Consider the following 19784-nt stretch of genomic DNA (forward strand, 5'->3'; position numbering starts at 1 on the left):
TGTGCTTCCTATGGTCCTTTGTTAATGGTCCATGTCATGGTGCTTTGGTATGTTGTCTGGTCATTGAACTCTTCATCTTCTGGAAGGTCTAAGATCAGTGATTCGTCACTAAATTGAATGTGATATGTACCCATGCCGCGGTTTGGTTCGGCGGCGAGGATTTTGACGGGTTCTTGGTCGATGGCCGTTGGATGGTCGATCGTCCATGAAGGTCTTTGTCCGGCGCCTGCCTCCTCTTTAATAGTAGCTTCGGCGTGTGTTAGATGCAGGGATCCGGGTGGCAAGGTTTCTTCGGGATTTCCCTCTTCTTTTAGTTGGCTTGCTTGGACAGTGACATTCCACCCTTCCCATGATCCTGTTGCATCGACGACGGTGATTTCACCGACGCTATCAGTAACCTCTTCTTCGTCTTCGTTGACGTCGAATACGATTTCATTTTCAGCGGGTGAAATGCTCAACGGCCCTGATTCAATCGTAACCTTGGTTTGGTCGTTACTTTGTTCGGCGTTTAGTGATTGTGGAAATGTAAAAACAATCAACGTCATACAAAATATAAGGCTTTTTTTCATGTTTACACCTACCTTTTATTCCCATAGGTGAATTTTATCTGAAGATGTTCATGCTATCCATTGGTAATATTACCCTATGTTGTCGTGTCGTAGTTTGTTTTCCTATTTTCTTCTAAAGACCAAGAACATAACGGTTCCTATGATAAGAGCGCCTCCTAGTGATCCGAGGAAGACCCAGAGCCATGGTTGGTCATTCGTTTGGGTGGCCACTTCGGGCATGTTTCGTTCGACGTATTCTTCGACTTGTTGTTCTTCGATGGTGAAGGTTCGTTCTTCTGTGATTTGTTGGCCGTTGATGTCTGTGTCTACTGCGACGGTGTAGGTGCCTGGGTCGAGTGTTGGGTGATCCCAACGAAACGGGAAGGTCATTTGGGACATGGGTGCCATGTTGAATGAGCCGAATTCACCTTCCATAAGCATGTCGTCTGCATCATCATAAACTTCATATTCTCCTGAAACGTTATTTTGGATAAAGGGTGCTTCGTTTGTCATTTCTAAATAGATTTGTGCGTTATTGGGCAAAAAGCCCGCTTCGCCAAAGGAAAAATTTTGTTCTGTTTCAAATGGGAGGTTTAATTGAACAGCCATTGCGATGGCAACTTCTGTTTCTACGACGAAATTGGACTCTTCACCTTCTGTCTCAACTTCTTCTCCGGCAATTCCTTCTGAGGTAAATAAAATTCCACCTAGTAGGTTTTCTGCTTCCACATCAGGTACGGTCAGGTCAATTGATACATCAACGCTCGACTCTGCCGGGATCGTAACACTTCCTTCTTCAACAGACATGTTTGACGCAATTGCAAAGTCATCATCTAACAAAAATGCATTTTCAGAGGCGTCTTCACTGTAAATTATACCGCCTGAGGGATGGGTGTAAGCATTGACTGGCTCCATGGTAACGGTAAGGTCATCTGTTAATCTGTTGTTGATCGTGACTTCTAGTTCTTGTTCATGTTCTGGCTCTACTTCTAGGCTAAAATATCCACCAACATTGTCGACTTGATTATTTGGTAAGTGGGGGTCGACTGTAAACGGAACTTGGCTTACATCTTGTGCTTGAACGGTGGATGAAACAGTTGTGATCAGAATGAAAAATGTTGTTATGTATTTCAGAATGCTCATCGTAAAACTCCTTTCTACTTCGCTATTCAGTATGGCCGGTGAATGAAAAATTATGTTTTTCAACACAATACGTGTGAGAAAAAGAAAGGAGTCAATAGAGATGACAACATTTAAGCACCATGAAGTGAAGAAGGATAATAGTGGACAAAATTATGTCATTCTATATTTAGACCCTCGACAAGGATTAGAAGAGTTTTCTGCTGAATTAGGGGAACCTAGTAATGGTGATCCTAAATCATCCATTGATAATCGGGCGATTCGATATGTAAAAGAAAAGTTACCGGATTTAAGGGTCAAAGGAATTAAAGTAATGGTTGGGACATTGTTAGTTTCTTCTATTGTGGCAACACCTTTAGTCGTTGGTGCTGAGGAACCGACGAATGATACAGAAACCACAGCGGAAGTCCAAGGTGGCGAATATGAGCTAGGTGATCTGATTGTCGGAGATTTTACAACTGTGGTCTTGGAAGGTAAACAACAAATGACTCATGCAGACCTTGAATCATTCCCTGTCGTCGACCCTACTGGTACAGGAAATGGATGGACTGTAAATATGAAAGCTACACCGTTTACCTTAGTTGGAGACGGAGGCGAAAACGAAACACTTCCTCAAGGGTCTCTCAGAGTCGTGGAACCAACTGTCAATTATGACGACCCTCACTCTTCAGAGTTGGATACTATATCAAGGAACTCTGGGGCGATTGATACGGATACAGGTTTAAATATCGTCAGTGCTGAACGAGGTGGGGGCATGGGATCATATGTCGTGTCATTTGGCGACGATCCTCTAGAACTAACATTAAATCCAGCTGACGTTCGTTCTGGGACTTATACTTCGACGATTTCTGTCACACTTGGAATCGGCCCTTCTTAATCGATTCTCCCGCGACTAGCCATTCGCGGGATTTTATTTTGTTCGTCTATTTATTTTTTGATGGTGAGGGACCTATAGGAAGCGCGAGAACCGCGCGGGGTCAGTGAAAATGTATTAATAAAATTCTGTGGTACATCATTTAGTAGTTGATCGACCTAAAAATCCGCACACATTGTGTTCGATGTGCAATTTCTCAATTGAAAATTGACTTTTTCACCGGTCTCGAACCGCGCCTGTGCTTCTCCTCCCTTGTGCTTGCCAAAGATGCCGCTACATTTTAATTGTTGCGCCGTCAATTCGTTTGTAGCCGCGGGTTTTGGATAGGTCTTCGACAAATTTGAGGGCGGCTAGGTCTTTCGCCTTGGCTTCGATCATGATGTCAGCGGATTGTCCGTACGTTTTCAAGGTTTTGATGAATGGCTGGGCGAAGTCTTGGTCGATGTATTGGGCATGGGCTCTGTATTCGTTTTTTGACTTTGGGGAGGATAGGTGAAATTTTGGGCGTTGATTGGTGTGTTCCCAAGTGGCGAAAATGCGTGGGAGGAGATCTTCGAGGTTGGTGGTTCCTAGGTTGGCTTGGTGATGATGGTAGTCAAAAACGAACGGGATGTTGTGACGCTCGCACGCGTGAAGCGTTTCGTCTGCTGTGTACGTTTTATCGTCGTTTTCAAGGGTCATCTGTTGGCGGATCGTTGGGTCAAGTTTGCTGATATTATCGTTGAAACGGATGAGCGTCTCCTGTTTGTTTCCGTAAGCGCCGCCGATGTGAATGTTGATGATGGCCGATTTGTGAAGGTCCATCGCTTCGAGCATATCGTAATGGTAAGCCATATTGGTCAGCGAGTTGTCGGTAACGTGCGGTTTTGGACTTGTGAACAATGTGAATTGGTCCGGATGAAAGCTGACGCGTAGGTTGTGCCGCTTAACAAGTTCGCCGATTTCTTGGAACAAGTGACGAAAAGGTGTGATGTAATCCCACTTTACTTCTGGATGTGTGGCGAGTGGAACGAGCGCTGATGACATTCGATATAGATGGATCCCGTGAGCGATGTTGTAATGCAGCGCGCGGAGCGTGTTATTCAAGTTTTCTTCTGTTGCGGCGTGCAGTTTTTCGGTGCGCGTTGTCTTGTCGAGTTTGCTCCAATTTGTGTAGGTTAATGTGCGTGATGGTGTTGCTTCCCACAGTGCTAACGCTGTGGAGACGTAGCCGAAGCGCAGGATCATTGTTGATTCCACCTTTTACGTTGTTTTGTGGTTAGTTTGTTCATTTTCAGGGATTTTATAGGTGGATTTAGTTGGAGGTACGTTTGAGTGGCGTGGTTTTCGTTCAGGTGAAGCGGGTTTTCCTTCAGGTGAGGCGATTTTTCCTTCAGGTGAAGCAGTTTTTCCTTCAGGTGAAGTGGTTTTCCTTCAGGTGAGGCGATTTTTCCTTCAGGTGAGGCGGTTTTTCCTTCAGGTGAAGCAGTTTTTCCTTCAGGTGAGGCGATTTTTCCTTCAGGTGAGGCAGTTTTCCTTCAGGTGAGGCGATTTTTCCTTCAGGTGAGGCGATTTTTCCTTCAGGTGAAGCAGTTTTTCCTTCAGGTGAGGCGATTTTTCCTTCAGGTGAGGCGGTTTTTCCTTCAGGTGAACTGATTTTTCCTTCAGGTAAACTGATTTTTCCTTCAGGTAAACTGATTTTTCCTTCAGGTGAAGCAGTTTTTCCTTCAGGTGGAGCAGTTTTTCCTTCAGGTGAGGCAGTTTTTCCTTCAGGTAAACTGCTTTTTCCTTCAGGTGAAGCAGTTTTTCCTTCAGGTGAGGCAGTTTTTCCTTCAGGTAAACTGCTTTTTCCTTCAGGTAAACTGATTTTTCCTTCAGGTGAAGCAGTTTTTCCTTCAGGTGAGGCGATTTTTCCTTCAGGTGAGGCGATTTTTCCTTCAGGTGAAGCAGTTTTTCCTTCAGGTGAACTGCTTTTTCCTTCAGGTAAACTGCTTTTTCCTTCAGGTGAGGCGGCTTTTCCTTCAGGTAAACTGCTTTTTCCTTCAGGTAAACTGCTTTTTCCTTCAGGTAAACTGATTTTTCCTTCAGGTGAACTAATTTTTCCTTCAGGTGAGGCGATCTGATCACGGGAATATGTTCACTAAGTTTTTAAGAGCTCTCACAATTGAGAGCTCTCTTTTTTCTGTGCTTTTGATTACATTTTCATTACAGATTTTGCTAACGAGAACCGTCCCTGTGCTTCCCCGTTAATCAAGCGGTTGGGGGTTTTGCATGATGAAGCCGCTTTTTGGGAGGGTAGGCATTTTTGCTAGGCTGTAGCTCATGTCTTGTTCGGGGATGTCGTATGTGATTTTGTTGGCTAGGAAGTCGGCGCTTGCTTTCATGACTTCGATGGTGATGCCTTCGCCTGGGCAGCGATGGCCTTTTTTAGGATCGCCGCCGCCTTGGGGAATGAAGTCGTATAAGCTTTCTTTTCGTGTGTCGAAGCGGTGTGGGCGGAATTGTTCTGGGTTGTCCCACAGGTTCGGGTCGTGATTGGTCCCGTATACGTCGAGAAAAACGAGCATGCCTTGTTTAAATTTGACGTCATTCCATATGAAGCCTGTTTTCACTTGGGCCCCGAGAAGTGGCGTAAAAGGGTAATAGCGGCGCACTTCTTGGACGAACATTTCTAAGTATTTCGGGTCGCCCGATTGTAGTTCTTCTCGGCATGGTCGATGTTGGGCTAGCGCCACCGCTTCAAAGGTGATGTAGATGGCGATGGCTACGATGGGTCTGACGACGTTGATGAGTTCGATCGCTGCCATTTGTGCGGATAATTCGTTGCCATCTTCATCTTTGTACTGGGCCATTTCGTAGAGTGGTGACCCTTCTTTGGCTTGCCGTTTTCCGGATCGTACGTCTTCAATCACCTCTGTGATCCAGGCTTCGGCTCGCTTTCGGGCGCGTCTACCTTTTCTGTGACGGGGGCCGACTGCGCCAAATGCGTCGACCATGTCGCTAAAGTCATTTGCTCGTTCGCTAACTTCGGATTCTTCGAGTGGCACGCCAGCCCATTTGCAAGCTGCGCGGCAGAGTACGTCTTTCGCTTCGTCAAAGAGGACAATTTCTTCTTCTTTCGCCCATTTTTTGGCGGCTTTGGTCCATTCGTCTGTGACGAGCTCAGCGACGCTTTTTTGTTTGTTCGATGCGGCCATTAACGACATGAACAGGCGCTTGCGGTCGATGTGCTCGGGCCCGTCTAACGTTTGAATCGCGTTTTCGCCGAATAGTGATTTTTGGATTCGCTTTGGAACAGCGCCGTTACGCTGGAATTTTTCCGTGTCGTAGAACATTTTTGCCGCTTCTTTTCCTGACATACATATGACTTTTTTTCCAAGGACGCGGGCGATAAATAGGTCGGATTGATAGCGCTCAGTCCGATTTTTGATAAATAAGTAGCCTTCCTCCAGTAAGTTCACGCTGTTATCTAACGTTTTATCGTGCGGAATTCGTTCATTCATCGTCTTTGTCACCTCTACTTCATCTGCTCGATATGTATCCCTAATTTATGTTTTACAGAAATAGGATTTTGATGCGGAAGCAGGCGGATTTGTTTGTCGGTAGGTAGGTGCTTTAGTATGATGAAGGGTAGGTGCTACGCTGGTAGCACCTACTCTTTACTGGGGTAAAGCTCTTTTTTGAGAAGAACACAAGCATCTGCCCCCTTTTTAGGCCGTTTTCCTGGACTGGTCCTTTGTTTCACGGTTCCCGAGCGCCCTTTTGCTTTAGCACGCTAAACGGTAGGTGCTACTTTGGTAGCACCTACCGTGCATTGTGTTAAAGTATTAAAGCGTTAGTGCTTATATCTGTGACTTCCCATTGAAAAAAGCTGCCCTTAGTGGACAGCTTGGTTTTTCTTATGTGATAAAAAGGGGGGTGGGGCCGTTTACTATAAATCTTGCCCCTTGGTGTGTGATTTCTTCATATGTGTGGATAGCGTGATGTTTATGTTTCTCATGATACGCTAATCCCTTATCCTTACCCTTTAAAGCAAAAAACTTAAAGGTCTAATTCCTCTTCTACTTCAGTCTCTTCATCTAGACCTGGCTCTTCTTCAATGTCTCCGCCACATGCGCCTAGTACGCCTACCGTGAATACACCTGCTAAAATGCTCATTAATAGTTTCTTTTTCATTGTCGATCATCCTCCTCGAGAAATTTGAATTGATTGTCTTCTTTTTTTATGACAATAACATGTTGTGAAAAATCTAAATTAAACTTAAAGGTCTTCGTCTACATCCTCTTCCATTTCTGGGGCTTCATCTAGACCTGGATCTTCTTCAATGTCTCCACCACATGCGCCTAGTACACCTACTGTGAATACACCTGCTAATAAGCTCATTAAAAGTTTCTTTTTCATTGTTCATCGGCCTCCTTCAGTCATCGTTTATTTTTTCAATGTGAACCATCGTTGTACAGCCTTGACCGAATTTTAAGAAATGGACTTTAAGGAAAGTTTCGCTCCATTAATTTTGATTCTAACAAGGGATTTTCGTGACAACAATGGAATTAAACATCTTTAGAGATGGTTTCACATTTTTTCACAGTTATTTAATATTTTCTCAAATTTCCAATGTGATTTTTCGAGCAACTGACATTGTTTTGAAAACGTGATAAATCATGTTGGACTTTTCACTAGCTAATTAATCACTCTAAAAAAAACATATTCACTCCCCAGACAATCATGCAATATTTTCTAACGAAATGTTCGCTTTCTCTATAACAAAAGCTGACTCGTATGCGAAAAACATTCGCATGAGCCAGCCTTCTTTTATTTAAAAAAAAGGGGGGGTATTGTGCTATCAGGCGCTCACTATATGAGTGATTTTGTATTAGCAGCTGCGTGTTGCTTAAAATTCAATCTCCATTTCTTCATCTTCGTCTAACTCATCTTCAATAGGCACTTCGATTTCTGCGCCTTCTTCATAGTCGTCTTCGAATTCACCGTCTTCAAAATCTTCATCTTCCGCAAGACCGTCTTCCTCTTCAAGACCGTCTTCTTCAAACCCTTCATCTAGGCTATCGCCTTCGTCACCATTTAAGTCGAGGTCTTCGCTCTGTTGTTCTATTGGCTCTCCACCATCAACATCATCGACTTCATCGCCACATGCAGCGAGAACGCCTAATGATAGTGTTCCTGCTAAAAGGCTTAACAGTAGTTTTTTCTTCATTTCATGTTCCTCCTTCTTTGTTAAGAAGTTTTTTGTATATCGATACGGCCTCTCCCGAATCAACAATTGCAATTCTACAAGCAACCTTTTAACGTCTCAATCCTATCCACGAACTTTTGACGCTTTCTCACATCGTCATACATTTGTAGATGTTTCTTTGACATTATCCATGACTTACGCGCCACACTCACATCGCCAATTAGGCATAAAGGACGGTTATCCCGACAAGAAAACACCCCTCTTTTTTTAGAAGAGCGGTGCGGAAATTTTTATTCGGATTTGTTCAACATCACTCAGTGAGCCGCTTTGTGACATCGTTGGCAGGTTGGGGCCGGTTAAAAAGGTAGCCTTGCGCATAATCACAGTTTTCGTTTTTAATGAACGTCAGCTGCTCGTTTGTTTCAACGCCTTCACAAATGACTTGGCAATCAAGGTTGTTTGCTAGATTGATAATCGTTCGCACCATGGAAGCATCATGGTCTTGTCCGTCGCTGTCTTTGACAAAAGAGCGATCGATTTTTAATATGTCGATCGGCAATAATTGTAGTTGGCGTAAGGATGAGTAGCCTGTGCCGAAGTCATCGATAGCAATGTTGACGCCGAGTTCTTTCAATGCCTCTAATTTTTCTGTAGCATAGTGGACTTGTGTGAGCATCGTTGTTTCTGTGATTTCTAATGTGACATATGTTGGGTCGATTCTTGATTTCTCAAGTGCGTCGGCGACGATTTCCATAAAGTTGTAGCGTTCAAACTGTTGTTGTGAAACATTAACGGAAAGTTGTAAATGGCCGTGTCCATCTTCGCGCCACTGTTGGACTTGCTGCAGCGATTTTTGCAACACATACTCGTCAATATCTGCTATGACCCCGACTGCTTCGGCAGTGCTAAGGAACTCACCTGGTGGAACATTTCCTTTTTCAGGGTGGCTCCAACGTACGAGTGCTTCGACCCCATATGGTTCGCCACTTTTTACATCGCATTGCAATTGATAATAGACTTGAAATTCTTCGTTTTTTAATGCGCGACGCAATTCATTTCCCAAAACAAACTCATGGTATGTTCCATCACGCATCGTATCACGATAATATTCATGGCGATTTTGTTGATCGTCTTTGGCGTATGTCAACGCGATATCAGCATATTTAATCAACGCTTGTCCGTCCGTTGTGTGATCCGGGAATAAGCTAATCCCCATACTTACATTTAAATAAATCCATTGATCGTCAATATTAACAGGGTATTTGCTGATGGCATCAAAAATCGTTTGCACATATTCCTCAATATGACGATCGAGATCTTTAATCAAGATTAAAAATTCGTCTCCGCCAAAGCGCCCGATTATTGCCTCTTCGCCCAGTGCTTCACAAAGTCTCTTAGCGAGCAACTGAATGATTACATCACCACGATGGTGACCGAGGCTATCGTTAATTAACTTAAAACGGTTAATGTCTAGAAATAACAACGCCATATTTCCGTTTTGTTCTTGTTTTTTAGCGATTTCTATGTTCAGGAACTCTTCAAATTTTTCACGTTTCGGCAACTCCGTTAAAGAATCATAATAGGCGAGTCGAGTTACTTTATTTTCAAACTTTTTTCGTTCTGTCACATCACGGATGATTGCAATATAAAAGCAACCTTTGCAATCGTGCATATCGATTCGGGTAATCGTCATGAAAGAATAGTAAATATCAGCATTTTTACGTCGGTTGATTAACTCCCCTGTCCAAGTCCCTTTCTCCCTTAAACTTTGCCACATCTCATCATAGACGTGCTTTGGTGTCATCCCTGACTTAAGAATACGAGGCGTCTTTTCTTCAACTTCTTCAAATTGATAACCGGTTATTTCCTCAAAAGCTGAATTAACGACGAGAATCCGCTGCTGTTCATCTGCAATCATAAACGCGTCATTCATATCCTCCATGAGCTTCCATACATTTTCTTTATATGACGCAAACTTCATAAAATTCTCTTTCATTCGACACTTTGCTCCGTTCGACATCACTTCCACCCACGTTTCTCTGTATAATCCCATTCATGTTTAATTGTACCAAATTTTTTCTGGGACTTGGTGCATCGTTGTATGTCGAATTTGTAAACAAAAAACACCCCTCTTTTTTAGAAGAGCGGTGCGAGATTTTTTTTTCGGATTTGTTCAACATCAACTAGTGAGCAGCTTTGTGACATCGTTGGCAGGTTGGGGACGGTTGAACAGGTAACCTTGCGCATAATCACAGCGTTCGTTTTTAATGAACGTCAACTGCTCGTTCTCCTCAATGCCTTCGCATGTCACTTGACAGCCTAAGTTGTTGGCAAGTGCGATAATTGTACGTACGATTGCGGCGTCTTGGTCTTGGCCGTTGCTTTCTTTGATGAATGAGCGGTCGATTTTGATCATGTCGATCGGTAGTGATTTGATTTGGTGCAGGGATGAGTAGCCTGTACCGAAGTCGTCGATGGCAATGTTGACGCCGAGTTGTCTTAATTGTTGGAGTTTTTCGTCGGCGTCGTTTACGTGTGTTAATGCGACTGATTCGGTGACTTCAAGTATGACGGCGGATGGGTCGATCCCTGTCTCATTCAGTGCTTGGGTAATAGTGTTTGTAAATTGTTTTTGTTCGAATTGTTGTTGTGAGATATTGACAGAGACATGTAAATCGGGTGCGATTGTTTGCCGCCATGTTTGAGCTTGGTGTAAGGCTTTTTTTAGAACCATACTATCAATGTCGGCGATGAGTCCGGTTGCTTCGGCAATTGAGATGAAGTCTTTCGGCGAGAGCATGCCGCGCTTTGGGTGCTCCCAGCGAACAAGGGCTTCGACGCCATATGTTTTGTTGTTTTTGATATCATATTTTATTTGATAGAAAGGGATTAACTCATCATTTTCTATTGCATCGTGCAACTCGTTGGCGATGGTAAATTGTTCGTATGCGTCACCGCTCATGATTTGATCGAAATATCGGTAGTCGTTTTGATTATCCGATTTTGCATGGGACAGAGCGATGTGCGCGTGCTTCATGAGCGTTTTCACTTCGATTGCGTGATACGGGTAGATGCTGATGCCGATGTTGAATTTCACATGTACGGATTGGTTCGCGATGTTTATCGGTCCTTCGCTAATTTCTGCGTGTATTTGGTCAATCCGGGGTGTGATATCTTCTTTTTTATGAATATTCGTTAGTAGAATTAAAAATTCGTCGCCTGAAAAGCGAGCAATAACCCCGTCATCACCGACTATTTCTTGAAGTTTTTGCGCAACGATCTGGAGGAGAACGTCCCCGTGGTGATGACCGATACTGTCATTAATGACTTTAAAACTATCGATGTTTAGAAATAAAAGGGCGATTGGACGATTTTGTTTTTTTGCTTCTTCGCTTTCATTTGTCGCAATCATTTCAAAGTGGCGGCGATTTGGTAGTCTTGTTAATTCGTCGTAATGCGTAAGTTCATTAGCGGTTTGTTCGATTTTTTTGCGTTCGGTAATGTCGCGGACGATTCCGATATAAAAGATTTCATTTTCGTTGACGTTTTCAATGCGCGTCATCGTCATAAACGAATGATATATATCGCCGTTTTTACGGCGGTTCACGAGTTCGCCGGTCCATGTTCCCTTTTCCTTAAGCGTTTGCCACATATCTTGATAGACAGTTGATGGGGTCAAACCAGACTGTAAAATCCTCGGTGTGAAGTACTGAACCTCTTCCGACGAATAACCTGTAATCCTTTCGAAAGCAGGGTTAATGGCAATGATTCGTTCTTTTCCATCCGTCACGATGAGACCATCGTTCATGTTATGTAACATTTGATAGATATTATCTTTTTCATTAATAAGGTTCAGGATGTTTTTACGGAGATTTTTTTTCATCGTCTCCCCCTACATTCTATATTTATTAATACGTTAATGTGAAAAAGTTGGTATTTGTATGTATACGCTTTAATTATAGCAAAAAGTTTAGTATTTAAAAATGAATTTGAACAATTGCGTCAATATTAGGATGTAAAAAAAACACTTTCGAATGACGAAAGTGTTCTTTTACATCTTCACGTATGTCTAGTTCAAGATTATTCTTTATCTCCTAACGCAAACATGAGCTCTGCTTCTGCGACAACTTCGCCGTCAACGGACGCTTTGGCTTGCCCTTTGCCTATTTTTCCACGCAGACGGGTTAACTCGACTTCTAAATGAAGTTGATCGCCTGGGCGAACTTGTCCTTTAAAGCGGCAGTTATCGATACCTGCAAAAAATGCAAGTTTTCCTTGGTTTTCTTCTTTTTTCAAGATGGCAACCGCACCGACTTGAGCTAGTGCTTCGATAATCAGTACACCAGGCATGACTGAGTAGGATGGGAAGTGACCGTTAAAGTATTCTTCGTTTGCGGTGACGTTTTTTATCCCAGCAGCGTGCTTTCCTTCTTCGACATCGACGATTTTATCGACGAGTAAAAACGGATAGCGGTGGGGGATGATTGCTTGAATTTGTTCGGTATCTAACATCGTTGTATGCACTCCTTTTTGATTTGTTTATTGGTTGGCGAATCGGTAAACGTAAAACAAAACGAAGCGCTGTTTCGTTTAGCATCGCTTCGTTCATGAGCCATCATTTCATATTGTCTAGTTAGTCTATGCCGTCATAAATGATGTCATAAATGTGTCTCCACGTATCGGGGTTTAAGGCTTCTATTGGGTTTTCACCGCCTAGAATACCATATCCGAACATTGCACCAAAAATTAAACCCACAAACGCCAAACCAACAATGATGACAATGCGTAGCCATATCGGAACCATTCGAATACGAGGTTTCTTTTTATCTTCTATTTTTGCATTCTCTTCTGTGTTTGTTGATGTAGATTGGCGTTTTCTATCTTTGCCTTGTTCGCGCTCTACTTTTTTGCGTTCGCGCCTTGAGCGCGGCTCGTTTTGTTCATCTTTACTCATGACGTTCTCCTCTTCGTTTGGGTAGCGTTTACCGCCATTTTAGCTTTAACGAAGGTTGTTGACAAGTCCCTGCATTTCATCGGTCATTTCAAGAGCTCGGGAATTGAATTGGTATGCGCGCTGTGCGTTGAGCATATCCGTCATTTCTTTTCCAAGATCCACATTAGACATTTCTAAGGCCCCTTGTTGGAAAATGTCCGTTCCTGCTGCTTCTTCAAGCACATCTCCTATGCCCAGTTCTAGCTCGTCCAAATCGGCAAATTGGAGCACATTTTCGCTATTTGCTTCTAATAGTTCAGGACGGGTGATTTCGACGAGTTGCAGCTGACCGAGATCTTCGGCTTCTGTCTCGCCATCTTCATCTGCTACGGTCACTTCGATTGTTCCATTACTAGAGATTGAAAATTCTTCGTAATTATTCGGAACAGCAATCGGGCCACCTTCTACAGATTCCACGTATTCTCCGTTTTGATTGACGATGAAGGATTCGTCTTCGTTATCAGGGTTAGGGCTAAAATAAAATGCACCATCGCGGGTGAATCGACGTTCACCGTCTTCGTCAGGGGCTAATTCGAAAAAGTGTCCTTCTTCCGTTAAAGCAATATCCAATTCGCGGTCAGTTTGTTGTATGGATCCTTGTTCCATTTGCTTGTTGATTTGATCAACGGCGGAACCGGATCCGACGCGGATGCCATTTGGCGTTTGGCGGCCGACTTCGTATTCATCGGCGCTTTGGTTGTTTACTTGTTGGGTAAGTAGGTCACGAAACGTGACTTCGCTTCGTTTGAAACCTGTTGTACCTGAATTGGCAATGTTATTTCCCGTTGTATCGAGTTGATGTTGCAGTTGTCCAAGCGATACTGCTGAGTTGATCATCGATTGGTTCACGGCTGTTTCCTCCTGGCTTTACAAACGTTCTTTTTGTTGTTCGGAAAGGTGCGCGGTTCTTGTTGATCTGGCTTTCCTTTGAGGGCACTGGGTGGAAAGCTGTGTAACTGTACGGTGACTGTACGTTTTCCGTGAGAGTCATGGGCTTGTCCATTCTTGTGCCTTGTGCTTTTTTATTACGTGATGCGGCCGATGTCGTTAACGGCGCGTTCCATGCTTTGGTCGTACATTTGTAGGGCGCGTTGGTTGGCTTCGAAGTTTCTGAAGCCTTGCATCATGTTGGTCATTGTTTGTTGGAGGTCGACGTTTGATCCTTCGATAAATCCTTGTTGGATTTGGTAAGGGAGTGCGTCGTCTCCGATGGCGCTTACGATGTCTCCGTCGCCTTCGTAGTTATGCAGTCCGTCTCCTTCTTTGACGAGTTGGGCTGGGTCTGGGACGTGGGAGACTTCTAGTTGGGCGATGGGTGCGCCGTCTTCGGTGAGGATTTCGCCGTCTCTTGTGACGTTGAATGCTTCGTCACCGACGTTGATTGTGTCTCCTGCGTCATCTAGGATGTAGTATCCTTGACCGGTTGTTAGGAAGCCTGCGCCATCAACGGTGAAGTTGCTGTTTCGGGTGTAGCGTAAGTCACCGTCTTCGTTTTGGACGTTATAGAATAGGGCCCCTTGTTCTCCTGTTTCCTCGTCTTCTGGCATTTCGCCTTGTAAGAGGGCGAGGTCGGTGTTGTTTCCTGTTTCTTCGATGTCACCTTGCCTGAAGTTTGGGGTGGCTTCTTGCATGTATACGCCTGTGCTGATTTCGCCGATTTCGTTTGTTCCGTAACGTTGGGCGTGATCAGTACCCATGGCTTGTAGGACCATGTTTGGGAATGCGCGCATGGAAGCGCGGTCGGCTTTATAACCTGGTGTATTGGCGTTTGATAAGTTGTTTGTTAGCATTTCTTGGTTTCGCTGCTGTGCGATCATACCGGCAGCTGCTGCGTTGTAACCACGTAACATTTTATTCACCTCGTGGATATTTGCTCGCTGTGCTCATGGACAGGGAGTTGGTTAAGTTCTTTGCTGATTTATTTGTATTGAGGCGCGTTAGGCGGACATTGAGTCCGTTATTTTGTTGAAATGCGCCATTTTTAGCGGTTGGACGGACATATATTCCGTTATTGCGTGATTTTACTGTTTTTTTTGGTGTTCGTTTGGTCAATAGCGGAACTGATGTCCGCTAGATCTTGATAAATCGTGTTTTTTGACATGATAACGGAATGAGTGTCCGCTTGCGGAGAGAAAGAGACACTGTGTCGCTCGTGCCCAAGGCGTTTCCGCTTTTGTCCAGCTACAGGTGCCATCGGCTCGAGGTCGCTTCAGAACTTTTCAGAAGACGAAAAGCGTCTTCTTGCAAAGTTCCTCCAGCGCTTGCTCCTGCGCCACTTCGTTTGCTCGTCGCAGATAAACCATTGTCGCCGATATTCAGGCACCTTCCGCTTTTCTATTTATATCGGTATTAGTTGCTTAAAGTTTTAGCTTTTTTTTGGAGATGTTATCGAGACTTTGAAGTAATTTTCCTGTGCCTGATACGACGCTCTCCATTGGGTTTTCAGCGAGAAAAACGGGAACTTTTAGTTCCTCTGTAAATAATTGGTCCATACCGTCAATATAAGCACCGCCACCGGTTAAGATCACACCGCGGTCAATGATGTCCGCAGAAAGTTCAGGTGGTGTTTTTTCGAGGACGTTTTTCGATGTCTGCACAATTTGGTACATCGCTTCTTCCAACGCTTTTCGGACTTCTTCTGACGTGATCGTAATTGTTCGGGGGAGTCCATTGACTAAGTCACGGCCACGAATATCCATTTCCTCATATTTTGAACCTTCAAAAACAGTGCCGATATTTATTTTTACTTCTTCCGCCGTACGTTCCCCAACCAATAGCTTGTACTGTTTTTTTATGTAATTTAATATTTCTTGGTTAAAGAGGTCTCCTGCAATTTTAATTGAGGAGGCGGTGACGATATCGCCCATGGATATGACGGCGACATCGGTCGTTCCACCGCCGATATCAATGACCATGTTTCCACAAGGTTGGTAAATATCCATTCCTGTACCAACCGCAGCTACTTTCGGTTCTTCTTCTAAAAACACTTGCTTACCTCCACTTTTTTCAACCGCTTCACGAATCGCTTTTTGTTCGACAGATGTAATGTTTGTCGGACAGCAAATTAAAATTCTCGGCTTTGCTAGCAATCCTTTTACATTAATTTGACTTAAGAAGTGCCTTAGCATGGCTTCTGTCATGTCAAAGTCCGCGATCACGCCATCCTGCATAGGGCGTATAGCCACGATATTTCCAGGGGTTCGACCAACCATCCGAAATGCCTCGTCGCCGACGGCCATGACCTTTTTTGTGTTCGTGTCGATTGCAACGACGGAAGGTTGGTTTAATACCACTCCCTGTCCTTTTACATGGATGAGAACGTTCGCAGTTCCTAGGTCGATTCCGATATCCCTTCCAAACATAATTGGGTCCTCCTAATGTGATTTTTGCTTCATTTATCTTTATTTCGTGCTGCATCTCTTGATTGTTTGGATCATCGTGTATATGGTCTACATCTAATGTACCATTTTATCACATGTATGGAAGCGGATTCGCTTTTTTGAGAATTTTTCATTTCATTTTCTTGATACATACTATTCATTAGCTCATGCAGTGGTATATGTCTTTTTGTCTTCGTTCACCGAGAAATGAAATGGTTGATCATTTGTTGGCTACACTTTCGATTTAACTGGGTCTTCTGATTCATCTTGATCGCCAGTGTACTTTACTTTCGTTGCTTCTCCTCCACGTAGATGACGAATCGACTTATGGTAGTCGAGCACTTGTTTGACTTCTTTCGATAATTCTGGATTAATATCTGGAAGCCGTTCTGTTAAATCTTTATGAACCGTACTCTTAGAAACCCCGAACTCTTTTGCGATCGTGCGGACTGTTTTCTTCGTCTCTACGATGTACCTGCCAATCTTGATGGTTCTTTCTTTGATGTAATCGTGCACATCTCTCGCCTCCCTAAATATTTCGGGTTCAAAAAGACGGAGAAAGACAGCGCACCTTTTATAGATGACTGACTAGGGTGTTGTCGATGCGGTCTATTTTGTCATGCAGGTTGACTGTCAACACTCGCGTTCTCCCTGAACTTCCCTTCTTTAGTGATCCGGATTTGTTAAAGCTTATTAGCGGACAGTCAGGGTTATGCATAATAAAGTCTTGAGAGCGTTGGGTGGTTTCTTATGAAAGTTTGTCATCGCCTTCGCTTAAGTTGTCTTTATTAGGGAGAGGGAGCGTGTTTGTTTCGGTTAGGCTTTGTCGATTTGCTTTGGAAAATCAATGGTTAAAATAAAAACGAACCGACGCCAAGCTCCTCATTGAGAAGCTGGCGCCGGTTTTATGAAGGGGGAATAACAAGGGGAGGGGATCCTTGTTTGGTTTTCGGCTTATCATCTTATCGTTTATGTTTCGGTTGTTTTGACAGTGAAAAAACTTAACTAAAACTGACTGAACGCGTGAGGAAGTCAAAATGTGCGCGAATTATTCGTCGCTTTCTTCTCCGTCTTCCTCTTCTTCATCATCGTCTGATTCTTCGCCTTCTAACTCATCGTCTTCTTCTTCACCATTTGGTTCATCTAAACGGTCATGAAGCTCATCCAATTCTTCGTCAAAATTTTCTTCTGGCATATCTGTTTCTTCTTCAGGTAAAGATGGTAAATCTTGTTCTAGCAAACTAGACTCTTCTTCTACCTCTGGAAGTGCTGCTAGAGGCTCGTCAAAGTACTCATAAGGGTCAACCGCTACACCATTACGGCGGATTTCAAAGTGTGCATGAACACCTGCGTCACTATTAAATAGATTTTCGCCAGCGCTTGCAATCATGTCACCTTGTTCTACGGTATCTCCTTTTTCAACTTGAAGGTCTGCTAAACTTTGATAGACGGTTTTTACTTCATCGTCATGTTGGATTTCAACAACTTTTCCAAACAGATCATCTTCTTCTGCCTTTACAACATTCCCACTCATCGCAGACACAACGTCAAATGATTCGTTGTCTTCTGAAGATAAGTCAATACCTTGGTTTTGGTAATAGTAGTTGTTGTAACGAACGAGTGAATCTTTTTGTTCATCTTCTGAAGCTTCATAGTCGAAGAAAGTACCGACGATGTCAATACTATGTTCATCTAGTACTGGCATCTTGAAGACTTCATCTTGCACCGCGGCTGTCAATGCATCTTGTTCGGCATCATCGGCATCTGGATCATCAACCCCATCGATTGGACCTTCTATATCAAATTCTGATTCTTGAGGGTCCTCTTCAGTGAGTTGATCTCCGTCGCCTGCCATCCAAATGAATGCAGTAATGACGAGTGCAGCTAAACTTAGGTAGACTGCAGGCAAAGCCCACTTCTTCTTCATTAGGCGTTTGAGATTCGCCTTTAAAGTTTCGAACTTAGATTGTTCTTCTCTCATTTGATCATCACCTCAGCAACAAGTCTGATCAAATGTTGGAAACCTTATACATTATTTTGAAAATTCTTTGATAGAAAATAGGGGTGATTTTCCATTGGCGGAGTCAGCTTTTAAGGATGGGGGCTGTTAAAATATTCCGTTTTGTGCATAGTGGCTCGTTTTTTGCGCTTGAAATGATTCGTTTTGCGCAAAAACCAACAAGTTTTGTGCATCGTAAGAATATTTTTGTGCATGACCACGCACAATCACCATTACTTGGATTAGAGTGATGTAAAAATGGACAATCTGTACGTTTTTTTAAAGCATAAAAAGGGCTCGCTTACGGTAAGCGATACCCTAGGAAATCATTATTCATCGAGTAATGCGTAGCTTTCTTCTGGTTCTTTAATGTCGACACCTTCATAGTAGTAGTGGATGATGTCTTGATATGAGTGACCTTCTTTTGCCATACCATCGGCTCCGTATTGGCTCATTCCGACGCCGTGGCCCCATCCTTTTGTTGTGATTGTGATTTCGTCACCATCTCGAACCCAGGTGAAGTCACTGGAATCTAACTCTAATGCTTCGCGAACGTCTCTTCCGGAGAATGTTTGGCCGCTGATAACGACTTCATCGACTCGTTCACCTGATGTTTGTGAGCGAATTTCTCCTATCGTGTTGCCTTCGGGGAGGCGCACACCAAGCGCTTCTTCTATTTCGGTGCGGTGGATGGTTTGTTCGTTTTCAAATCGCGGTGATTCAGTATCCCAAGGGCTTTCTACTGTTTGTAGGTACGGAATTTCATTTTCCCAATATTCATGGGCGTTTTCTGTGTATCCATTACTTGTAGAGAAAAAGGATGCTGTGATCGGTTCTCCTTCGTAAGTGATGACTTCTCCTCCAGTTTCAAAAACGGCTTGTTTTATACGGGCGATTTTCCAGTTGTAATCATCTTCCCATTCTTCTTTTAATTCTTCTTTACTTTTATAAACTTGATGGGTTACTGTATCAGTGACATCTGCTCCGTTAGGTAAGTGAATATCTCCTGAGTTGAGCAGTTGTTCATATATGTATGTACGCGCTGTTAATGCTTGGGCTTTTAGTGCTTCCATTTCAAAGCTAGCAGGCATTTCTGAGGCGACAACGCCAACGATGTATGATTCGAGTGGCACTTCATCAATACCTTCTGTTTGTGAGCGGTAGACAGAAACAGTCATTCCATCTTCGGTGTATTCTTCTAATTCGAGCTTTTCAACTTTACCATTGACGGCTTCTGATGATTGGACGGTCGCTTCTGGCGTAACAAACATTTCCTCGTCATCGGAAAATACAGTTACGAGAATTGAAGGAATAAAGAGAATAACACCTGCTAATGCGACGGACGATAAAACGGCTTTTTTCATCATTTGGCCTCCTTGAGGTCATCAGGTTTGATCCCTTCATCGGTTATGTTCTAGCTTATTCAATGTTGGAACAGTAATATGAAACAAAATAGCAAATGTATCCCATACAATGATTCAAACCTTTGGAATCATAGTAGAATCATATGTGATTTAGTAGGCTTTAGAACTGAAAATTCCTTTTCTATGAACTCTATTATTAGCTAATAGAAGAAATATTAAACAATCGAGTAGGAGGAGGGTTCGCCCCTCCGTCCTCTCACACCACCGTACGTACGGATCTCGTATACGGCGGTTCAATAAGTTGAGTGATGTTTTT

At 43.4% G+C, this 19784-nt stretch carries 19 protein-coding genes; 1 reads left to right on the forward strand and 18 read right to left on the reverse strand.

The window, feature by feature from the left end:
• Positions 1 to 8: 8 nt before the first annotated feature.
• Together HNQ41_RS13785 and HNQ41_RS13790 are read right to left on the reverse strand one after the other, a co-directional pair.
• A complete protein-coding gene (locus tag HNQ41_RS13785) occupies positions 9 to 569 on the reverse strand; it encodes a WxL domain-containing protein (RefSeq protein WP_184665012.1) in 561 nt (186 codons plus the stop codon).
• A gap of 102 nt (positions 570 to 671) precedes the next feature.
• Positions 672 to 1691: a WxL protein peptidoglycan domain-containing protein gene (locus tag HNQ41_RS13790; protein WP_184665013.1), complete on the reverse strand. Its 1020-nt coding sequence runs from the start codon at positions 1689 to 1691 to the stop codon at positions 672 to 674.
• A gap of 100 nt (positions 1692 to 1791) precedes the next feature.
• Between HNQ41_RS13790 and HNQ41_RS13795 the strand changes: the two genes are divergently transcribed.
• Entirely contained in the window at positions 1792 to 2565 is a 774-nt protein-coding gene (locus tag HNQ41_RS13795) for a WxL domain-containing protein (protein WP_184665014.1), read from the forward strand.
• Positions 2566 to 2835: 270 nt separating this feature from the next.
• Here the strand turns inward: HNQ41_RS13795 and uvsE are convergent, their stop codons facing one another.
• From uvsE to spoIID, 16 genes are all read right to left on the reverse strand, one after another.
• Entirely contained in the window at positions 2836 to 3789 is a 954-nt protein-coding gene (uvsE, locus tag HNQ41_RS13800) for a UV DNA damage repair endonuclease UvsE (protein ID WP_184665015.1), read from the reverse strand.
• A gap of 270 nt (positions 3790 to 4059) precedes the next feature.
• Positions 4060 to 4668: a hypothetical protein gene (locus tag HNQ41_RS13805; RefSeq protein WP_184665016.1), complete on the reverse strand. Its 609-nt coding sequence runs from the start codon at positions 4666 to 4668 to the stop codon at positions 4060 to 4062.
• 119 nt (positions 4669 to 4787) lie between these two features.
• Complete coding sequence (gene cypC, locus HNQ41_RS13810; protein ID WP_184665017.1) at positions 4788 to 6044, reverse strand: CYP152 family fatty-acid peroxygenase CypC; 1257 nt, start codon at positions 6042 to 6044, stop codon at positions 4788 to 4790.
• 538 nt (positions 6045 to 6582) lie between these two features.
• Positions 6583 to 6717 carry a hypothetical protein gene (locus tag HNQ41_RS16835; protein WP_281394032.1) on the reverse strand — a complete coding sequence of 45 codons (135 nt, stop codon included), beginning with the start codon at positions 6715 to 6717 and terminating at the stop codon, positions 6583 to 6585.
• Between the two features lie 84 nt (positions 6718 to 6801).
• Entirely contained in the window at positions 6802 to 6942 is a 141-nt protein-coding gene (locus HNQ41_RS13815) for a hypothetical protein (protein WP_184665018.1), read from the reverse strand.
• Between the two features lie 490 nt (positions 6943 to 7432).
• The gene (locus HNQ41_RS13820; RefSeq protein ID WP_184665019.1) at positions 7433 to 7753 is read right to left on the reverse strand and encodes a DNA primase; all 321 of its coding nucleotides are present in this window, start codon (positions 7751 to 7753) and stop codon (positions 7433 to 7435) included.
• Between the two features lie 289 nt (positions 7754 to 8042).
• Positions 8043 to 9752 carry a putative bifunctional diguanylate cyclase/phosphodiesterase gene (locus tag HNQ41_RS13825; protein ID WP_184665020.1) on the reverse strand — a complete coding sequence of 570 codons (1710 nt, stop codon included), beginning with the start codon at positions 9750 to 9752 and terminating at the stop codon, positions 8043 to 8045.
• A gap of 159 nt (positions 9753 to 9911) precedes the next feature.
• A complete protein-coding gene (locus HNQ41_RS13830) occupies positions 9912 to 11615 on the reverse strand; it encodes a putative bifunctional diguanylate cyclase/phosphodiesterase (protein ID WP_184665021.1) in 1704 nt (567 codons plus the stop codon).
• 197 nt (positions 11616 to 11812) lie between these two features.
• Positions 11813 to 12244, reverse strand: a complete 432-nt coding sequence (gene fabZ / locus HNQ41_RS13835) for a 3-hydroxyacyl-ACP dehydratase FabZ (RefSeq protein ID WP_184665022.1) — start codon at positions 12242 to 12244, stop codon at positions 11813 to 11815.
• Positions 12245 to 12365: 121 nt separating this feature from the next.
• Entirely contained in the window at positions 12366 to 12686 is a 321-nt protein-coding gene (locus HNQ41_RS13840; protein ID WP_184665023.1) for a DNA-directed RNA polymerase subunit beta, read from the reverse strand.
• A gap of 45 nt (positions 12687 to 12731) precedes the next feature.
• A complete protein-coding gene (locus HNQ41_RS13845; RefSeq protein ID WP_343043372.1) occupies positions 12732 to 13574 on the reverse strand; it encodes a flagellar hook-basal body protein in 843 nt (280 codons plus the stop codon).
• A gap of 176 nt (positions 13575 to 13750) precedes the next feature.
• A complete protein-coding gene (locus HNQ41_RS13850) occupies positions 13751 to 14575 on the reverse strand; it encodes a flagellar hook-basal body protein (RefSeq protein ID WP_184665024.1) in 825 nt (274 codons plus the stop codon).
• 507 nt (positions 14576 to 15082) lie between these two features.
• The gene (gene mreB / locus HNQ41_RS13855) at positions 15083 to 16087 is read right to left on the reverse strand and encodes a rod shape-determining protein (RefSeq protein WP_184665025.1); all 1005 of its coding nucleotides are present in this window, start codon (positions 16085 to 16087) and stop codon (positions 15083 to 15085) included.
• Between the two features lie 249 nt (positions 16088 to 16336).
• The gene (gene spoIIID / locus HNQ41_RS13860; RefSeq protein ID WP_184665026.1) at positions 16337 to 16621 is read right to left on the reverse strand and encodes a sporulation transcriptional regulator SpoIIID; all 285 of its coding nucleotides are present in this window, start codon (positions 16619 to 16621) and stop codon (positions 16337 to 16339) included.
• 532 nt (positions 16622 to 17153) lie between these two features.
• Positions 17154 to 18086, reverse strand: a complete 933-nt coding sequence (gene spoIIQ, locus HNQ41_RS13865; protein ID WP_184665027.1) for a stage II sporulation protein SpoIIQ — start codon at positions 18084 to 18086, stop codon at positions 17154 to 17156.
• 347 nt (positions 18087 to 18433) lie between these two features.
• Entirely contained in the window at positions 18434 to 19468 is a 1035-nt protein-coding gene (spoIID, locus tag HNQ41_RS13870; protein ID WP_184665028.1) for a stage II sporulation protein D, read from the reverse strand.
• Positions 19469 to 19784: the final 316 nt, after the last annotated feature.

Origin of the sequence: Texcoconibacillus texcoconensis (genome assembly GCF_014202575.1) — a bacterium.
GTDB classification, from domain to species: domain Bacteria; phylum Bacillota; class Bacilli; order Bacillales; family Salisediminibacteriaceae; genus Texcoconibacillus; species Texcoconibacillus texcoconensis.